Here is a 16,168-nt window from a genome sequence, read left to right as displayed (position 1 = left end):
GTAAGACTCCGACACGGGATCCTCCATGACCGCAACAGCGACCGGCAGCGGCATCGTGCACCTCACAGAGCGGCTGCCGCAGATCTCGGGTGCTGAAATGGTGGCGGCCCTCGTGCCGCCGCCGCAGTTCGCCGACGCCACCTTCGACACCTATCGGGCGGATGCCGCTTTCCCGTCTCAGCAGCACGCCAAAGACCTGCTGATCTCCTTCGCCGGCGGCGCGGCTCAGGAGCGCGGCGGCGGGTTCTTCCGGCGCGCGAAGCGCGGCCCGGAGCTGAAGCCCGGCGTCTATCTCGACGGCGGATTCGGCGTCGGAAAGACCCACCTGCTCGCCGCGGTCTACCACGCGATGCCGGCACGCCGGAAGTACTTCGGCTCGTTCATCGAATACACCGCGCTCGTCGGAGCGCTCGGCTACAAGAACACGGTCGAGCTGTTCCGTGGCTCCGACCTCCTCTGCATCGACGAGTTCGAACTCGACGATCCGGGCGACACGATGGTGATGACCCGCCTGCTGGCAGAGCTGGTGGCGTCCGGGACACGGCTGGCCGCGACATCCAACACCCCTCCGAATGCGCTCGGCGAGGGCCGCTTCGCGGCGCAGGACTTCCTGCGCGAGATCCACGCGATGTCCGAGAGCTTCCAGACCCTCCGGATCGATGGCGACGACTATCGTCACCGCAGTCTCGACGGCCACGCCGAAGTCCTCGACGAACCGCAGTACGAAGCTGCGATCGCGGATGCGGCGACCCTCGGGCTCGCATCCGACGACGCCTTCGTCGACCTCGTGGCGCACCTGGCCCGCGTCCACCCGTCGCGCTACATCAAGGTGATCGAAGGACTGTCGCTCGTGGGCCTGCGCGCCGTCGAGCCGCTCACCGATCAGTCCGCGGCGCTGCGGTTCGTCGCCTTCGTCGACCGCGTCTACGACGCCGAGCTGCCGATCCGCACGACCGGTGCTTCGCTCGACCTGGTCTTCCCCGACGAGATGCTCGCAGGCGGCTACCGCAAGAAGTATCTGCGCGCGATCTCGCGGCTCGTGGCGTCGACCCTCAGCTGATCTCCCGACCCGCAGGCCCACGCCTTCTCCGCGCGGGTAACACGATGTTTACATTCATCCGCACTCCGTAACGGTTGCGAAACGCGAGAATCCGCATCGGGAAACGTCCTCTCAGCAAACTCTCAAACATGCCTGACCGCCGGCACCGGCGTCGGCAATACCCGAGATACACCTGAGAGGCAATCCATGCACATACTCGCAGCAGCTGCGGACTACGACGCACAGACAGCGGTGAACTCGCTGTGGCTGATCGTCGGAGCCGCCCTCGTCCTCATCATGACCCCCGGCGTCGCGTTCTTCTACGGCGGCATGGTCAAAGCCAAGAGCGTCATCTCGATGATGATGATGAGCTTCGGCGCCATGGGCCTCGTCGGGGTCCTCTGGGTCCTGTACGGCTACGGACTCGCCTTCGGCACGCCCCTCATCCCGCACTTCCTCGGAAATCCCTTCGACGGCTTCATCCTCCTGCAGAAGTTCCTCGGAATCGGCGCCGGCGGAGCGATGAGCCCAGACCTGCCGGGTCTCGCGTTCGCAGGATTCCAGGCCACGTTCGCCATCATCACCGTGGCGCTGATCTCGGGTGCCATCGCCGACCGCGCGAAGTTCGGCGCGTGGATGCTCTTCGCCGGCATCTGGGCGACCATCGTGTACTTCCCGGTGGCGTACTGGGTGTTCAACCTCAGCGACGGCTGGGCGCCCGCCGTCCTCGGCGTGAACGACTTCGCAGGTGGTACCGCGGTGCACATCAACGCCGGTGCCGCAGGCCTCGCGCTCGCGCTGGTGCTCGGAAAGCGCGTCGGGTTCCAGAAGGGCATCCAGAAGCCGCACAACGTGCCGCTGACGCTCCTGGGCGCCTCGCTGCTGTGGTTCGGCTGGTTCGGATTCAACTCCGGCTCCGAGGCCGCCGTCGACGGTGTCGCGGCGATCGCCTGGATCAACACCCTCGCCGCTCCCGCCGCGGCACTGCTCGCCTGGATCATCGTCGAGAAGATCAAGGACGGCAAGCCGACCTCGATCGGCGCCGCCTCCGGAGCCGTGGCGGGTCTCGTCGCGATCACCCCGGCCTGTAACATCCTGACCCCGGGCTGGGCGATCGTCCTCGGACTCCTCGCCGGCGCGGTCTGCGCCATCGCGATCGATCTGAAGTTCAAGCTGGGCTTCGACGACTCGCTAGACGTCGTGGGCATCCACCTCATCGGCGGCATGATCGGAACGCTCTACATCGGCATCTTCGGCGCCGGCATCGGCCTCATCGACACCGGCTCGTTCAAGCAGCTGGGGGTTCAGGCAATCGGTGCCTTCAGCGTCCTGATCTACTCCTTCGTTCTCGCGTACGCCATCGGCTGGGTCATCCAGAAGACGATCGGCTTCCGAGTGACGAACGAGGACGAGATCGCCGGCGTCGACACCGTCGTGCACGGCGAAGACGGCTACCTGCTCGACGCGCGCGTCTGACATCCCCGCACCAGCAGACGGAGGGGCGCCACGACCTGGTCGTGGCGCCCCTCCCGTCTGTCCCGAGCATCCCGCGACCGGGCGCGAGGCGAGCGGCTAGGGTGGCGACGTGACGCGCACCACCCGATTCCTGACGGCTCTGTCGCGTCTGCTGCGACCTTCCGCCCGAACGGCCGCTGGCCCCTCGCCCGTCGTGCCGCAGCCCGCTCCGGGTGCCGCGGCCGACGACCGGCCCGGGCGCTCGGGCACCTCTGCGACGATCGAGGTCGCGCCGCCGGGACCCGCGGGACTGCGCATCACGTATGCCCCTGACAAGGACGGCGATCCGGATGCCGGCGAGATCGTGTGGACGTGGGTGCCGTATGCCGAGCACGACGGGCGGGGCAAGGATCGCCCCGTCCTGATCATCGGTCGCCAGGACGCCGACCGGGTCTACGCCGTTCGCCTCACGAGCAAAGCCCACGACGCCGATCGCGACTTCCTCGCGATCGGCCCCGGCCCGTGGGACACGCAGGGCCGGCCATCGTGGATCGACGTCGAGCAGCTCTACAGCGTGCACGCCGACGGCATGAGGCGGGAGGCATCCGCTCTTGATCGCAGGCGATTCGCGGTGGTCGCCGACGCGCTGCACAGACGGTACGGGTGGCCGGTGGGGGAGTGACGCGAGCCGCGTCGTCGGTGGGCGATACCAGACTCGAACTGATGACCTCTTCCGTGTGAAAGCTACCCTCAGCGTCTTTGGGTGTTCACCCACGTCCAAGAACCGCGTCGTTTCGCGGGCTTCGCCATCGGCGGACGCCGGTGAACGTCGGTGGATGTGGCCCGGTTGGGGTGCGCGTTGGGGTGCGCAATCCGTGCATCGCCAACCGGTGCACCATCTTCCGGCGAGAGCGCCCCTGCCTATCTTCCGCGTCGGTGGGGGCGTTTGTCAGCGCGGCGGCTTAGCCTGGGGAGACGGTGGCCGGGCCGGTCGACGCGAAGGAACCCCGATGCCCCGCAGCTACCGCCACCCCACCAGCGACCTCGACTCCCGAGCGCTCGAAGTCCTGCGATCGGGGCACGCTCAGGTCAATGAGAGCGCCGAGCTGGCAGCCCTCCGCGTCTGCTGGGAGCCGCAGTGGGAGCGCCCGCGAAGGGGCGGTGAGGACATCACCGACCGGCCCGAGTTGTGGACGCCGTACCAGCGCGCCAGGCGCGAGAGCTTCGAGGAGCGCGTCGCGAAGTACCGGGCGGATGGCCTGCTGTGAAATCACTCGCTTCCCAAAGAACGGGGCGCACCCGCGGGAACTGTCGAGTTCTGCGTTTTCGAGCTGCGGGCGCGGCGGCGCTGCACGAAGGCGTAGATGATCCAGGCGACGGCGAGCAGGATCACGCCGATTGAGGCAAGCCATTGCCCGAGCAGCACCCCCATGAACAGGACGCCGATCACCAGGCCTATGATCCCGATCACGAGCGAGCTGGTGAAGCCGGGGCCACGCGTTGTGCCTTCAGTTGTCATGTGCTCCCCCAGATCTGATGGCCTTCAGCGAGAGGGTACAACTGCTTGATCGCGGCGGATAGAGCCTGACCGTGGCCCGACCACGAGATGCTCGCGGAGCTGCGCCGACAGGGGGCGCTCGGCGCGGCCCTCGCGACTTCTCTCGTCTCGGCACTCGCCGCGGATGGGAGCGCCGACGAGGCGTGTCCGGGGCCAGCGATACAGTGAACGATTACCCGCGAGCGACAGCGGGATTGGGAGGGCGATCATGCCGCTATTCAGTCTTGGGGCGATGGATCGGGATGCAGGCGGAAAGCCTGAGCCGGTCGCGCTCGTTACGGCGGCCACGCCGGATGCACGGATCACGAGCGTGCACGACGCGGGGGACGAGTTCTCTTTCGTGGTCGCGCTGAACGCGGTCGCGGACGCCTACACCGAGGGCGTCGCGCCCACGCCGTTCACACTCGCGGTCGAGCTGGGGGGTCGCGGTGCGACCGTCCATCAAGTCTTGGACGACGGCACGCTGCGCGGCTGGCGTCGCGACTACGGCCACCTCGAACCGGGGATCACGACCGGGGCCTGACGCGAGCCCACCGCGACCCACGGCGGCGCTCTCCGGGCTGAATGGCGGCGACGGGACGGCGGTGTCCAACAACACGCCTGAGGCGGAACCAAAGGCTGGTGCGCCAGGCGCTTTAGCCTGAGAGCAATGGACTGGCGAGACCTAGCACCTGATGAGCGGCTCACGTACCTCATAGGCGACATCGTGCGGGCCGATGTCCTTCTCGAAGGCGAGTCAGGCGTTGTGCTTGGAGTCGTCGCCCGTGAGAGCCCCATTCCCCCCGCAAAGGCTCCGGGCGACCTGGCGAATTTGCTCGAAGCGATCAAGGACACCCTGCGCGGCGTCGAGCTTGCAGATTTCCCGCGGGAGATGGCGCGGCATGCGACCATTGCCGCGATCGCTGCCCACAAGGCGCGCAACGGGGCCGTGCACGATCGCTGGATGCATCACTGGGGCGAAGGCGAGCGCTGGACTCCCGTCGCGATGCTCACAACCCGCCCATCGCCAGTGGAGGCGACGCCTCAGAATCTCGACAGCTTCCTGAAGTGCCGAGACGACCTGATTCGGGCAGCGTGGCGAATGCGCGGGGTCGGCCTGGTACTGCCAATGTGGCTGGGTGTGCCGACGTTCCTCGACCACGTCGCGGAACACGTCGCGCGCCGGTGGACAGCCGTCGCCCTGGGGTACTTCAGCGTCTCGACCGGGCACCTAGAAGCCGACCAAGACGCTGCGGTCGAGATGCCGCCCCGCGCGTCGAGAGGCAAAAACCGACTGCTCTGAGGGGCGGTACACCGCGGGAGGGTGTGGCGGGGCCCGCTGAACAGGCGTAGGGCATCACACGGGCATGTCGGTGCCGACGAGACACCACGTTCCTGCGCGCTGCTCGACCTCGATCATGCGACCAAGATCGTGGGCGGGGAGTAGCCAGTTGCGAGCATTGTCCCGGTCCGCTCGGATTGTGAAGCGACCGGCGTCATGGTCCAGGCCAGCACGTACGCATGCGACGCACACGCTGCTGGTGTCCAGGATGATCTGAGCGCCTGCCTGAGCCTTAGCGATCATCTGGTGCAGGCCATCGGTGGGGAACGCTCCAGCGAGTCGGCGGAGCTGGTTGACGTGGCCCTGGCGCACGGCGGCGGTGAACGGGTCGATGGCGACCCTGCGCATCCTCAGCGACCTAGCCACGACGCTGACCCCGGACCCGTGCGAGGCCACCCTTGCGGCCTGCCTCGGAGAGCGTCATGGGCCTCGGCGCGGGAAGGCCCGCGGTCCCGTCCGTGGCCTGCTCGGCGGCCAGCTCGATCGACTTCAGCAGCGAGGCGATCTGCGCGCGACTCCGGCGAGCCTCTCCAACGTGCGGATGCGTGACGAGCTGGCCCTGCGCGCCGAACGTCGTCAGCGTGCCGGTGGTCTTCATCAGGCGGTCCAGCTCTGCCTGGAGGAACGCGAGCACGTCGGCCTCACGGCAGGCGTCAGCGAGCAGCCTGGCCTCTCGCGCGTCGGGGATCGATTCGTTCTCGGCCCAGTCGGCTGCTATCTGTTTCCACAGCGCACGGCCTGCGATGCCGAGTCCGACAGGAGCGCGGACAGGCTTCACATCGGTGTCGTTCATTGGTTCTCTCTTCATCGGAGGGGCTTTGGTGCTGAAGCAAGCAAGCGGCTGCTCGTGTGGGATCCTCTAAACGGACTCGCCAGGTGTACGGGGGCGGGTGAGGGACCCCCAGGTGGGGGCGGGGCGAGCACCCTGGCCGGGGGTCATCGGTCTTGCTGCGGTCGTGGCGCGTTCGGGTGCGCCTCGACGTTGCGCACCATCGTTCGCCTGCGCTCCGTGCGTCGTGCTGTGCCGTCGCGCTTCTCCGCGTTCGACTTGTTCGCGTGGCACACGACGCACAACACGACGGCGTTGTCGATCGTGTTGGGTCCTCCTGCGCTGTCTGGCACGCGGTGGTCCACCTGTACGGGTAGCTCGTCACGACCGCACTGCTGGCACCGGCCGTCAGCGGCGGCGAGCGCACGGCGCTTCACGGATGCGGGGAACGGCCTGTAGTCGGGCCGATACGCGCGGGTCAATCGTCGGCCCACCCGGCTGGCATGATCGCGTTCATTTCTGCAGTCCTCTCGTGTCTGTGTCGTGGTGCGGCGATGCCGGGGCCGGCCGTTTGCGCCGACCCCGACTGCAGCACCTGGATTGTCTACTGGCGGTTGCCGTCTCCGTCTGCTGGCCCCTGGGCGAGCAGTGCCGCGGACTTGTTGGCGATGGCGCTGCGCATGCTCTGGTGTCGGCCCACGGTGTCCCCGTAGCGCGTTGCCTCCTGGGCGAACGCGAGCGCGGTGTCGCCGTCGTCCATGAGGGTGGCGGCGGCGAGGTTCTGCGCGTCGTGGTGGTTGATCGTGTTCCAGGTGAAGCTCATGGTCATTTCTCCGGTTCGGGTGTCGGGTTGAGCGGTTAGCGGATGAACGGTGCGCCCGCGGCTTCCACGGCCACGCCCACGGCACTCTGGGCGGCGTGCGAGCCCCGGCTGCTGGCCGACTGCTGGCGCGTGATCGCGAGCTGGTCGAGGTAGCTGCTCCAGGTCTGGTGGCCGATCGGCAGAACGCTCGGCTCCGGGTCGTACGCCACCCCGTCGATGTAGCGCTGACCGCCCACGGGCCCCTCACCGGGAACGTGCCTGCGCGGGCGATAGGTCTCCTCCAGGCTCGCCAGCTGACGCGCGTAGCCGTTCGCCTCGTGCTGCGCTCGCCACAGCGCATCCCACCGGCTGAAAAGCACGCTCAGGTCCAGCTGCTCGGCCCGCTCAGCCCCGGTGAGCGCCTGCTGCGCCGTCGCGATCTTCTGGGCCAGCTCCAGCCGGTACTCGCGTGCCGCGTCGATGGCCTCGGCGGCAGCGGCGTTCTCGGCATCCCGGCGCTGCACCATGAGCGACTTCTGCTCCGCCCGGATGGCGGAGGCGGTCTTCTCGGCCTCGGCCAGCTGGAGGGCCAGCGTCGGCGTCGGGGTCTTCGTGGTGGTCATTGGTTCTCCTTCGTGGTGTGAGCGGGTGCGCTCGGTGTTGGATTCGGTGAGTCTGGTGAGAGCGGCGCTGCGAGGGGTCATGCCGCGACCGCCCGGTATGTCCAGGGCGCACGGTGGCGTTTGACGACCGTGGCCCGCCCCGTGCGGACGAGCGTCTGCACGACCGTGCGCGCGGCCCCTTCGTGGAGGTCGAGGCGTCGTGCGACCTCTGTGATGCTGACGCCCTCGGGGTCCTGGGCGATGATCCTCGCGGCGTCATCGAGCCGCTGCGCAACGTGCGACGACTCTCGCCCGCCCCATGTTGCGCCCGCCCAGACACCGGCTGCAGGGCGAGCAGCGCGGGCGTACGCCAGGCACTCGACCTTGATCGGGCACCGGCTGCAGATGTGCGCGACCTCGGAGGGCTTCGTGGCGTCGTCGGTGAACGAAGCCATGCCTAGGCATCGAGGGCTTGTCTTCACGGCGGCAGCGCGGAGCGCCCGCTCGGCCTCAGCGATGCTGGTAAGTGAGTCCGTCATCGCCCCGCCCCTGACTCGCGAGTGCCAGAGATCCAGGGCCGACCGAGCGGCCACGCGGTCGCGGGCAGCGTATACGGCTCCCGCGCCCGCTGGCGGGCGATGTCTGCCACGACGGCCTGGACGCTGCTCTCGTCGCCCGCGTGCGACTTGCAGGTGGCCACGGCCTCGCGAGCCATCGCCTCGATGTCGGTCACTGCTGGTTCCTTTCGATGTGTGCCCAGGTCGGGCAGGTGGCGTCGTGCTGGATGTGTGCGATGAGCGCGCCCCTCGCAACCGGCTCGTAGACCGTCTCGGAGTTGCAGTCGGGGCACCTGGTGGATAGCTCGCCCGAGCTGCTGACGCCGAGGACGGAGTAGCGGCCCATGACGTTCCACGGGGCGTAGTGCTGGGGCTTGCGGCGGCGGCTCATGCGGCGTCCCGCTCGCTCGGGTCGGTCGAAGGTGCCACGAAGGTGCCAAAGGTGCCACGTGCGGTGGGCATGGCACCTTCGGCACCTTCAGTGGCACCTTCGGCTTCGATCACCCAAACCCACGCGCCACCGAATGCGCTCTTGGTCGACTCGATGCGGGGGTTGCGGGAGCGTCGGCGGGCGTGCTTCAGTTCGTTGTCGCTGAAGCCTGCAGCGCGTCCAGCCTTGAGCACCTCGCCCGCGTTGGCTTCCCACGCTTCCCGCCCGTGCAGGTAGTCCAGGACGAACTGTTGGGCCGCGTTCCGGTCGTCCGCGTCACCGTCGCTGTAGGTCCTCGCGATGAGGTCGGCGGCGCTCACGTCGGACTCGCCCAGCCACTCGACGGAGCCCACTTCGGTCTGGCCATCGGGCGTCTCGACGGTGGCGCTCACCAGTCGGAACTTGCACGATGCCGTCTCGGCCCCGTAGTTCGACTTGTCCTGCGTGATGATGACCTCTCCGGTTTCCTCATCGCGGACGAAGAACAGCACCGACCGCACCGCGTCGCGGATGGCGTGCGACCCGCTGATCAGGTCGGTGAGATTGCCGTTGCCCTTGCGGGAGTGGTGCGTCACGATCACCGCGATGTCGCGCCGCTGCGCCAGGTCGATCAGCGGATCGAGAGCGGCCCGCATGTCCTCCTTGGAGTCGGTGGAGCCTTCGAACGCCGTCGTCATCCCGTCGATGAAGACGAGCTGTGCGCCTGTCTCGGTGACGACTTCGCCCAGCTGCTCCATGTCCAGCGGGAGCTTCATGCGGCGCTCACGCGTTGCGCCGCCCAACTCGGCGGCGACGGTCAGGTTGAACACTCGGTCGAGGTCCGCCCCTGCTGCCTCTAGCCGGGGGCGTGTAACTGCGCCGGGGTCATCCTCGGGGGTGACGATTAGCACAGTGATGGCGCGCCCTGCCCAGTCGCCTTCCAGCTCGCCTCTTGTCAGGCGAGCGATCTGCCACAGCTCGAACGTCGTCTTCCCAATCCCGCCCTTGCCGACGTTCGCCGTGACGGTGCCGACCGGGATCTTTCCCGCCCACACCCACTGCATGCGCGTCGGAGTGATCAGCGAGAACGGCGTGGCGCATACCGTGCGCTTCTCGACGGTCTTCTCGGCGGCGCTCATCGCGCGTCCTTCCAAGCCAGCCGAAGCGCCTCCGTCTCGAACGGGCGAATCTCCCGGAAGCTGGCCAGCTGCGCGATCTGCTCGCGGCTCAGCATCTCGACCGCCCGCCACAACAAGCGGCGCGTCCGCTCGGAGTCATGCCGGTAATAGTCCGCGGCAGCGCGCGGGTCGCTGGCGATCAGCGTTCGCATCTCTCGCTCGCGCTCAGCGCCGTGACGCAGAGTCGCACCCGCCTCCGCGTGGGCCAGGGTGCGTAGGGTTGACGTGTCATCTTCGATTCCTGCCGCGCCGGTCTTGCACCCGGCGCGGCTTTCGTATGCGGTCATTTCGATCCCTCTCGGTCTTTGAGCGGCCTTCAGGGTTGCTGACGGGTTCGGTCAGCCGGTCAGGCGCTGACCGTGGCAGTGCTGAGCGACGCTACGTATCGCTCCAGCTCGCTGTGTGCGATGTATGTGCGGCGGCCCACCCGGACGACGTTGATCGCCCCGGACTTGATCTCGGTGTAGAGCTTCGAGCGGCTCATTCCCCCGAGAAGGGTGGAGGCATCCGGATAGACCGGGTGAAGTAGTGGCGTGGTCATGGGGTTGTCCCTTGTCGTGTTGGAGCGTCCGTGTGGACTCGGTGAGTTCCTACTTGAGAGTATGGCCATGCTGTGGCAAAGTAGCCTTGCCACACGAGGATTGGAGCGCAATGCCGATACACGGCGTGATTACCTACGAGGCGCAGGAGAGCGGCGCAGTCATCAAACTCGGCAGGACTTTGGTGCCCGAGCGCGCCGTCTACGCCATTGCCGGGCGCGGCGGGTCCCCGTCGCTTCGGGTTGAGTTCGAGATGCGCGACGAGGCCCCGATATGCGTGTCCGTGCACTTCGACGCGGACACCCAGGGGCGAGGCATCCTGACCGGCGATCTGACTACGCTGCCCTCGCTGAACCGATTGGCTGTGGAGGTGTTCGCCGAATTGTCGGGCGGCATGATGTCTACCAGCGAGGAGGCCGCGCTAGACGAGCTAGACGTCACCGCCAGTATCCGCGCAAAGACGCGCGCGCAGTTCGCTGCGAAGACGGATCGCGACGCGCGCCGATCAGCAGTGGCGGACATTCGCGGCGACGCAGAGCTACGTGAGGTTGCTCGGGTGTACCGCGAAAACCTAAGTGAGCACCCCACAGAGGCTGTTCAAGATTTTCTTGGCCTCACGCGGCGCACGGCGTCACGGCGCATCCAGCAGGCGCGAGCGAAGGGCTACCTGCCGCCAACCACGCAAGGGAGGAAGAACGCATGAACAAGCGACTGAACGGTGAGGGCACGTTTCGCCAGCGGCCTAACGGCAGTTGGGAGGCGCGTGTGGCGTACACCGACGACGACGGCACCACGAAGCGCCTGAGCTTCTACGGGAAGACGCGCGCCGAGGCGAAGGCGAAGCTGGACGAGGCCGCCAAGCGCATCGAGGCGGGCGACCCGGCACGGGACGCCGCGTTCACGGTAAGCGAGTGGTGCGAGCGCTGGTTGAGCACAACTCTCGCGGCATCCGCTCGCAAGCCGACTACCAAGTCGACGTTCGCCACGGTGCTGCGCACGTACATCTCCGGGTGCCGGATCGGCAGGATTCCGCTGTCGAAGCTGCGACCTTCGCACGTGGATGCGTGGCTGGTCGAACTGCGGACGCTCACGAAGACGATCGAGGGCGCAGACGGCGAGCGCGTGGAGACTAGGCGGCTCACCGAGTCGACCATCCGCAAGGCGTGGAACTGCCTCAGCGTCGCGCTCGACGGCGCTGTGAGAGACAAAGCACTCGCGCGCAATCCGCTGAAGGTGGGTGAGGCTCCCGTGCCAGAGCACCACGAGGCGCGGTTCCTGACGGCGGAAGAAACAACCGCCATTCTTGCGGCGGCGAAGGCGATGGACGACGCGCCGCACGGTCGACAGTCGGCGGCCTATCCTCTGCTCGCGTTCATTGCGGCGACCGGCGTGCGTAAGGGCGAGGCGCTGGCGCTGCGGTGGGACGCTGTGGACCTGGACGCGGGCACGGCGAAGATCGTGGGCACGCTCTCGCGCCTGAGCGGCGAGCTGGTCATCACTAGCCCCAAGACGGTCAAGTCACGCCGGACGCTGACGCTCTCGCCTGGCGTAGCCCGGCTGCTGCGGTCGCACCGGACGGCACAGCTGGAAGCTCGACTCGCGGCAGGCTCGCTGTGGCAGGACTCAGGGCACGTTTTCACGACGGTCACTGGCCGCCCGGTTGACCCGTCCACCGCCTTGCGGTCTCTGAAGGCAGCGGCGGCGAAGGCAGGCGTTCAGGGCGCTGCGGTGCACACTCTGCGCCACACTGCGGCGACCGCGATGCTCGAAGCTGGAGTGCCTCTGGCAGCTGTGTCAATGGCGCTCGGGCACGCGCGCAGCTCGATCACCGCTGACGTGTACGCGCACGCGACCGTGGGCGCTCAAGAGGCTGCCATGCGAGCTGCAGCTGCAGCGGTTGGCCTCTGATTTCCGGTTGGGGTATCAGTTGGGGTACGGCACAGCCCAGCGCTCCTAATCAGGCCCCCGCAAACGAGAAACCCCCGGGATTCCGGGGGTTTTCTTGTGGGCGATACCAGACTCGAACTGATGACCTCTTCCGTGTGAAGGAAGCGCGCTACCAACTGCGCCAATCGCCCGTGGCCCTTGCGGGCCGAGTCTCGATAGTACCGGATGCCGTGACGTGTCACGAACTCGGATGTCTGACACGCGCGGAGTCATCCTGGTTTGGAACCGCGCGGATCATCGGCTAAAGTCGTTCAAGCGCCCGGAGCGATCCGGGCCACGCGGATGTAGCGCAGTTGGTAGCGCACAACCTTGCCAAGGTTGGGGTCGCGAGTTCGAGTCTCGTCATCCGCTCGAGTGCAGGGGTCCCTTTTCGGAGTGACCACGGCACGTGGGGTCAAACCACACGCGGTGGCGTGGCCGAGCGGCTAGGCACCGGCCTGCAAAGCCGTTTACACGGGTTCGAATCCCGTCGCCACCTCCACTCCCGGTCCCGACCGGAGCTCGACTCGGGCGTTTGGCGCAGCGGTAGCGCGCTTCCCTGACACGGAAGAGGTCACTGGTTCGATCCCAGTAACGCCCACGGATGAAACCCCCGGAATTCCGGGGGTTTCCTATGTGCGCAACCGGTCGGGATGAACAGGCGATCGCGGCCCCCAGCCCACTGTCGCCGGCGATGCCCTTGCTCCAGGGTGACGCCGACCCGAGTCCTGGGGCGTCGGATGCCCCGTATGCGCTGCCTCGAGCTGGTCAGGCTCCCTCGGCAATCAGACCCCGAGCGATGTCCGAGGAAGCCGCCGATCCGACGGCGTGCGGATCGCGAACAACGCTCGGTTTGACTTTGCGCCGTGCATAACGGATGCTGTGCTGTCTCGTTCCGCGAGCTTCTCACGATGGAGTGATATGAAGTCGGTTCGCCGTCCTGCCGCAGCCCTGATCACCATGCTCATGCTGGTGACGATCCAGGCGTTCGCCGACCCCACCGGTGTGCTCGCCCTGGTCGGCTGGTCGGGCGCCATCCCTCAGCCCAGCGCGGGTGTGTGGCCCATCGCTGCGTACCTCGTGTACGTCCCGGTGCTGCTCGTCGTCCTCTGGTGGGCGACCGTCCGGGCGGGGGACCGCTACTGGACCCTGGTGCCGGGCGTCGTGGTCGCGGTGATGCTGGCACAGGCCGCCGCAGCGTTCGTGATGTCGTGGGACCTCGCCGTCGCGGCGTGGGCCGCCGGTTACGTGACGGCGAAGGCCGTGCCCGCCGCGCTCATCGTTGCCGCGTTCACCCGATGGTTCGGCGGCCGGACGACACGTCGGCGAGTCGACCGCGGAGCGATATGGCTTCCCGCCGCACTCTTCGCGGCCGTGGCGCCATTGGTCGCCGGCCTGTGGTGGACCGGCGCGGCCTACGCACCCGGCGTGCCGGCGGCCCGCCTCGAGCGCGGCCCCGTATCCGTCATCGTGACGATGGTGCTGATCGCAGGTGCCACAGCGCTCTGCCTGCGCTGGATGCGCGCCCGCGTTCCCGGCGTGCTGGGCGGGTGGCTGGCCGCGCTCGTCGCCGGCGGCATCGTCGGCGTCGTGCAGGCTCTCATCGCTGTCGCCGTCGACGGAGGCTTCAACGGCGACATCTGGCCGCTGATGACCGCGTACATCACCGTCGCCGACGGCCTTTCGTTCGGCGCCTGCCTCGGATGGGTGGCGGGCGTGACCGCGGTCGTCTCCGATCGCGTGCGCGCCGGACGCCCGGCCCGGGCGTTCCATCTCGCCGCGGCGCTGCTAGCGGTGCTCGCGGTGGGCGCCTCGCTCGTCCTCTCCGCCGTGGGATCGGCCTCTGCCGCACCAGCCACCGCTTCCTCGGGCGACGAGGCGATCCCGAAGACCTTCCTCCGCGCAGACGGCGGTGTCATCCGCGATGGCGACGGTGACCAGGTGATGCTGCGCGGCGTGAACGTCAACCAGCTCGTGGACTTCTACCGGCCGCGCGCCGATGTGGCGGCGACGGATCCGCTCACCGAAGGCGACTTCGCCGGCATCGCCGCACTGGGTTTCGACGTCGTGCGACTGAACCTCTCCTGGTCAGCGCTGGAGCCGGAGCGGGGCGCTTTCGATCAGACCTACGTCGACAGGATCTCCGAGGCCGTCGGGTGGGCGAAAGCGCACGGGCTCTACGTCGTGCTCGACATGCATCAGGACGCCTGGTGGAGCGGCGCGACCCCCGACGGCACGCAGTGCCGCCCTGGAACCGACCCGATGTGGGGATACGACGGCGCACCCGAGTGGGCGACGATCACCGACGGAGCCCCCCGCTGCCAGTTCCAGGGCCGAGACATCTCGCCCGCGGGGAACCGCGCGTTCCAGAACTTCTACTTCGACACGGACGGCATCCAGTCCGCGCTCGTCGAGACCTGGGGCAGGCTCGCTGCGGTCTTCGCGGACGAGCCGACGGTCGCGGGCTACGACCTGCTCAACGAGCCGGGCTTCGGCGAGACCGCGCCCGTGACGACCTCATACCTGCTCGGCCGCTACTACGACCGCGCGATCGAGGCGATCCGGTCGGCAGGAGCCCCGCAGATCGTCTTCGTCGAGCCCAGCATCCTCTGGTCGGGACTCGGGTTCGACAGCGGTCCGCCGCAGGGATTCACGAGCGACCGCAACATCGTCTTCTCGCCCCACCTGTACGCCGAGTCGCTCACCATGGACCGGTCGCTCGGCATCCCCTCGATCGTCGGCATGGACCGCCAGTTCACCCTCGCCAAGCGCGTCGCGGACGCCTACGGCGCTCCGGTCTGGTCGGGCGAGATCGGCTACTGGGGAGACCGCGCCGACGTCATCGATCGCCTCGGCCGCTACGCGAAGGCAGAGGACGCGAATCTCCTCGGCAGCGCGTACTGGGTGTGGAAGCAGGCGTGCGGCGACCCGCAGGGCGGCATCGTCGACGTGACGGATGCGCTCAGCCCCACGATCTGCGCGAGCGGCAAGCCGGCGCCCACCGACGCCGCGAAGCTCGGCATCCTGAGCCGCGCGTACCCGCGAACGGCTCCCGGGGAGCTCACCTCGCTCACGGCGGACGGCGCGGATGTCGCCCTCGCCGGAACTGCGGACACCCCGGGCTGCGGTCTCGAGGTGTGGATCCCCGGCACGTCGCAGCCGGAAGTGCACGTGACCGGCATCACGAACCTCGAGACGACCGCGGTCGACGGCGGGTGGAGCGTGACGGGCTGCGCCGAGGGCGAGTACACCCTCTTCACCAACCCGTAGTCCTCTCCGGGCACCTGCTGGGTAGCCTGAGTGAATGCCCACCATCGCCGTCCCCCGGGATGACGAGCAGGCGACCACGCTCGTCGACGGCATCCGGTCCGCCCTTCGGGCCGCGGCAGACCCTACGCTCGCGCCCGGCCAGCAGGCGTACATGAAGTCGGCGATGCCGTTCCTCGGGGTGCGGGTGCCCGAGGCTCGTCGCATCGCGCGGACCCTCGCGAAGGAGGGACAGCGGGATGCCGCGTCCCTGCGCGCCGCCGCGCTCGAGCTGTGGGATGCGGCATCCCATCGCGAAGAGCGCTATGCCGCCATGACGCTGCTCGCGCTGAGACCGCTCCGCGGCGATCCCGAGCTCGTCCCGGTGGTGGAGCACATGGTGCGCACCGGGCAGTGGTGGGACTACACCGACGAGGTCGCCCACCGGATGGCGGAGCTCCTCGACATCCGCGCCCCGGAGACGGCCGAGGTCATCCGGCGCTGGTCGCGCGACGGCGACTTCTGGATGCGCCGCGTCGCGATCATCTCGCAGCTCGGTCGCGGCGGCCGTGTCGACCGGGCACTGCTCGAAGAGGTCATCGCCCCGAACATCGCCGACACCGAGTTCTTCATCCGCAAGGCCATCGGATGGGCGCTGCGCGAGTACGCGCGGCTCGACCCGGAGTGGGTCCGCGACTACGTCGGCGCGCATGACCTCAGCCCGCTGAGCAGACGCGAGGCGCTCAAGCACCTCGGCAGCGGCTGAC

At 68.2% G+C, this 16,168-nt stretch carries 22 protein-coding genes and 4 tRNA genes; 13 read left to right on the top strand and 13 right to left on the bottom strand.

Features of this window, described 5'->3' with window-relative positions:
• The first annotated feature begins 25 nt into the window (after positions 1-25).
• From zapE to ABD212_RS05795, 4 genes are all read left to right on the top strand, one after another.
• On the top strand, positions 26-1,060 hold the full coding sequence (gene zapE, locus ABD212_RS05810; protein ID WP_344092142.1) for a cell division protein ZapE: 1,035 nt from the start codon (positions 26-28) through the stop codon (positions 1,058-1,060).
• Between the two features lie 186 nt (positions 1,061-1,246).
• Positions 1,247-2,515 carry an ammonium transporter gene (locus tag ABD212_RS05805; RefSeq protein WP_344092139.1) on the top strand — a complete coding sequence of 423 codons (1,269 nt, stop codon included), beginning with the start codon at positions 1,247-1,249 and terminating at the stop codon, positions 2,513-2,515.
• 109 nt (positions 2,516-2,624) lie between these two features.
• The gene (locus ABD212_RS05800) at positions 2,625-3,176 is read left to right on the top strand and encodes a type II toxin-antitoxin system PemK/MazF family toxin (RefSeq protein ID WP_344092137.1); all 552 of its coding nucleotides are present in this window, start codon (positions 2,625-2,627) and stop codon (positions 3,174-3,176) included.
• 328 nt (positions 3,177-3,504) lie between these two features.
• Positions 3,505-3,762, top strand: coding sequence for a hypothetical protein (locus tag ABD212_RS05795; RefSeq protein WP_344092135.1), 258 nt, complete (start codon positions 3,505-3,507; stop codon positions 3,760-3,762).
• 2 nt (positions 3,763-3,764) lie between these two features.
• Here the strand turns inward: ABD212_RS05795 and ABD212_RS05790 are convergent, their stop codons facing one another.
• On the bottom strand, positions 3,765-3,944 hold the full coding sequence (locus tag ABD212_RS05790) for a hypothetical protein (RefSeq protein WP_344092133.1): 180 nt from the start codon (positions 3,942-3,944) through the stop codon (positions 3,765-3,767).
• A gap of 340 nt (positions 3,945-4,284) precedes the next feature.
• On the opposite strand from ABD212_RS05790, the gene ABD212_RS05785 reads away from it, so the two are divergent.
• Both ABD212_RS05785 and ABD212_RS05780 read left to right on the top strand, forming a co-directional pair.
• Positions 4,285-4,575: a hypothetical protein gene (locus ABD212_RS05785; protein WP_344092131.1), complete on the top strand. Its 291-nt coding sequence runs from the start codon at positions 4,285-4,287 to the stop codon at positions 4,573-4,575.
• Between the two features lie 126 nt (positions 4,576-4,701).
• The gene (locus ABD212_RS05780; RefSeq protein ID WP_344092129.1) at positions 4,702-5,334 is read left to right on the top strand and encodes a hypothetical protein; all 633 of its coding nucleotides are present in this window, start codon (positions 4,702-4,704) and stop codon (positions 5,332-5,334) included.
• Positions 5,335-5,388: 54 nt separating this feature from the next.
• Here the strand turns inward: ABD212_RS05780 and ABD212_RS05775 are convergent, their stop codons facing one another.
• From ABD212_RS05775 to ABD212_RS05730, 11 genes are all read right to left on the bottom strand, one after another.
• Positions 5,389-5,721 (bottom strand): hypothetical protein, encoded by a 333-nt coding sequence (locus ABD212_RS05775; RefSeq protein ID WP_344092127.1) that lies wholly within the window; start codon positions 5,719-5,721, stop codon positions 5,389-5,391.
• Positions 5,722-5,731: 10 nt separating this feature from the next.
• A complete protein-coding gene (locus ABD212_RS05770) occupies positions 5,732-6,166 on the bottom strand; it encodes a hypothetical protein (RefSeq protein ID WP_344092124.1) in 435 nt (144 codons plus the stop codon).
• A 143-nt stretch (positions 6,167-6,309) separates the two neighbouring features.
• Complete coding sequence (locus ABD212_RS18990; protein WP_425561243.1) at positions 6,310-6,579, bottom strand: HNH endonuclease; 270 nt, start codon at positions 6,577-6,579, stop codon at positions 6,310-6,312.
• A 167-nt stretch (positions 6,580-6,746) separates the two neighbouring features.
• A complete protein-coding gene (locus ABD212_RS05765) occupies positions 6,747-6,965 on the bottom strand; it encodes a hypothetical protein (RefSeq protein ID WP_344092122.1) in 219 nt (72 codons plus the stop codon).
• Between the two features lie 35 nt (positions 6,966-7,000).
• Positions 7,001-7,567 carry a hypothetical protein gene (locus tag ABD212_RS05760; RefSeq protein WP_344092120.1) on the bottom strand — a complete coding sequence of 189 codons (567 nt, stop codon included), beginning with the start codon at positions 7,565-7,567 and terminating at the stop codon, positions 7,001-7,003.
• Positions 7,568-7,644: 77 nt separating this feature from the next.
• Positions 7,645-8,001 (bottom strand): WhiB family transcriptional regulator, encoded by a 357-nt coding sequence (locus ABD212_RS05755; RefSeq protein WP_344092117.1) that lies wholly within the window; start codon positions 7,999-8,001, stop codon positions 7,645-7,647.
• An 80-nt stretch (positions 8,002-8,081) separates the two neighbouring features.
• A complete protein-coding gene (locus ABD212_RS05750) occupies positions 8,082-8,279 on the bottom strand; it encodes a hypothetical protein (RefSeq protein ID WP_344092115.1) in 198 nt (65 codons plus the stop codon).
• Positions 8,276-8,494, bottom strand: coding sequence for a hypothetical protein (locus ABD212_RS05745; RefSeq protein ID WP_344092113.1), 219 nt, complete (start codon positions 8,492-8,494; stop codon positions 8,276-8,278). The genes ABD212_RS05750 and ABD212_RS05745 overlap by 4 nt, the downstream gene beginning before the upstream one ends.
• Positions 8,491-9,651, bottom strand: a complete 1,161-nt coding sequence (locus ABD212_RS05740) for an AAA family ATPase (RefSeq protein WP_344092111.1) — start codon at positions 9,649-9,651, stop codon at positions 8,491-8,493. Before ABD212_RS05740 ends, ABD212_RS05745 begins: the two co-directional genes overlap by 4 nt.
• Positions 9,648-9,977, bottom strand: coding sequence for a hypothetical protein (locus ABD212_RS05735; RefSeq protein WP_344092109.1), 330 nt, complete (start codon positions 9,975-9,977; stop codon positions 9,648-9,650). The genes ABD212_RS05740 and ABD212_RS05735 overlap by 4 nt, the downstream gene beginning before the upstream one ends.
• 59 nt (positions 9,978-10,036) lie before the next feature.
• The gene (locus ABD212_RS05730) at positions 10,037-10,231 is read right to left on the bottom strand and encodes a helix-turn-helix domain-containing protein (RefSeq protein WP_344092107.1); all 195 of its coding nucleotides are present in this window, start codon (positions 10,229-10,231) and stop codon (positions 10,037-10,039) included.
• A gap of 110 nt (positions 10,232-10,341) precedes the next feature.
• Between ABD212_RS05730 and ABD212_RS05725 the strand changes: the two genes are divergently transcribed.
• Positions 10,342-10,932 (top strand): hypothetical protein, encoded by a 591-nt coding sequence (locus ABD212_RS05725; RefSeq protein ID WP_344092105.1) that lies wholly within the window; start codon positions 10,342-10,344, stop codon positions 10,930-10,932.
• Positions 10,929-12,137 carry a tyrosine-type recombinase/integrase gene (locus tag ABD212_RS05720; RefSeq protein WP_344092103.1) on the top strand — a complete coding sequence of 403 codons (1,209 nt, stop codon included), beginning with the start codon at positions 10,929-10,931 and terminating at the stop codon, positions 12,135-12,137. The genes ABD212_RS05725 and ABD212_RS05720 overlap by 4 nt, the downstream gene beginning before the upstream one ends.
• Before the next feature lie 97 nt (positions 12,138-12,234).
• On the opposite strand, the gene ABD212_RS05715 is transcribed toward ABD212_RS05720, so the two are convergent.
• A tRNA-Val gene (locus tag ABD212_RS05715) sits at positions 12,235-12,307 on the bottom strand.
• Between the two features lie 147 nt (positions 12,308-12,454).
• Between ABD212_RS05715 and ABD212_RS05710 the strand changes: the two genes are divergently transcribed.
• The 5 genes from ABD212_RS05710 to ABD212_RS05690 all read left to right on the top strand — a co-directional run bounded on the left by ABD212_RS05710 (position 12,455) and on the right by ABD212_RS05690 (position 16,167).
• Positions 12,455-12,527: transfer RNA gene (locus tag ABD212_RS05710), tRNA-Gly, on the top strand.
• 56 nt (positions 12,528-12,583) lie between these two features.
• A tRNA-Cys gene (locus tag ABD212_RS05705) sits at positions 12,584-12,657 on the top strand.
• A gap of 27 nt (positions 12,658-12,684) precedes the next feature.
• Positions 12,685-12,756 (top strand) — tRNA-Val (locus tag ABD212_RS05700).
• A 320-nt stretch (positions 12,757-13,076) separates the two neighbouring features.
• Complete coding sequence (locus ABD212_RS05695; RefSeq protein ID WP_344092101.1) at positions 13,077-15,425, top strand: glycoside hydrolase family 5 protein; 2,349 nt, start codon at positions 13,077-13,079, stop codon at positions 15,423-15,425.
• A gap of 34 nt (positions 15,426-15,459) precedes the next feature.
• Complete coding sequence (locus ABD212_RS05690) at positions 15,460-16,167, top strand: DNA alkylation repair protein (RefSeq protein WP_344092099.1); 708 nt, start codon at positions 15,460-15,462, stop codon at positions 16,165-16,167.
• The last annotated feature ends 1 nt before the right edge of the window (position 16,168 follow it).

It is taken from the genome of Microbacterium deminutum (assembly GCF_039530205.1).
GTDB lineage: Bacteria > Actinomycetota > Actinomycetes > Actinomycetales > Microbacteriaceae > Microbacterium > Microbacterium deminutum.
This window is presented reverse-complemented; position numbering and strand designations above follow the sequence as displayed.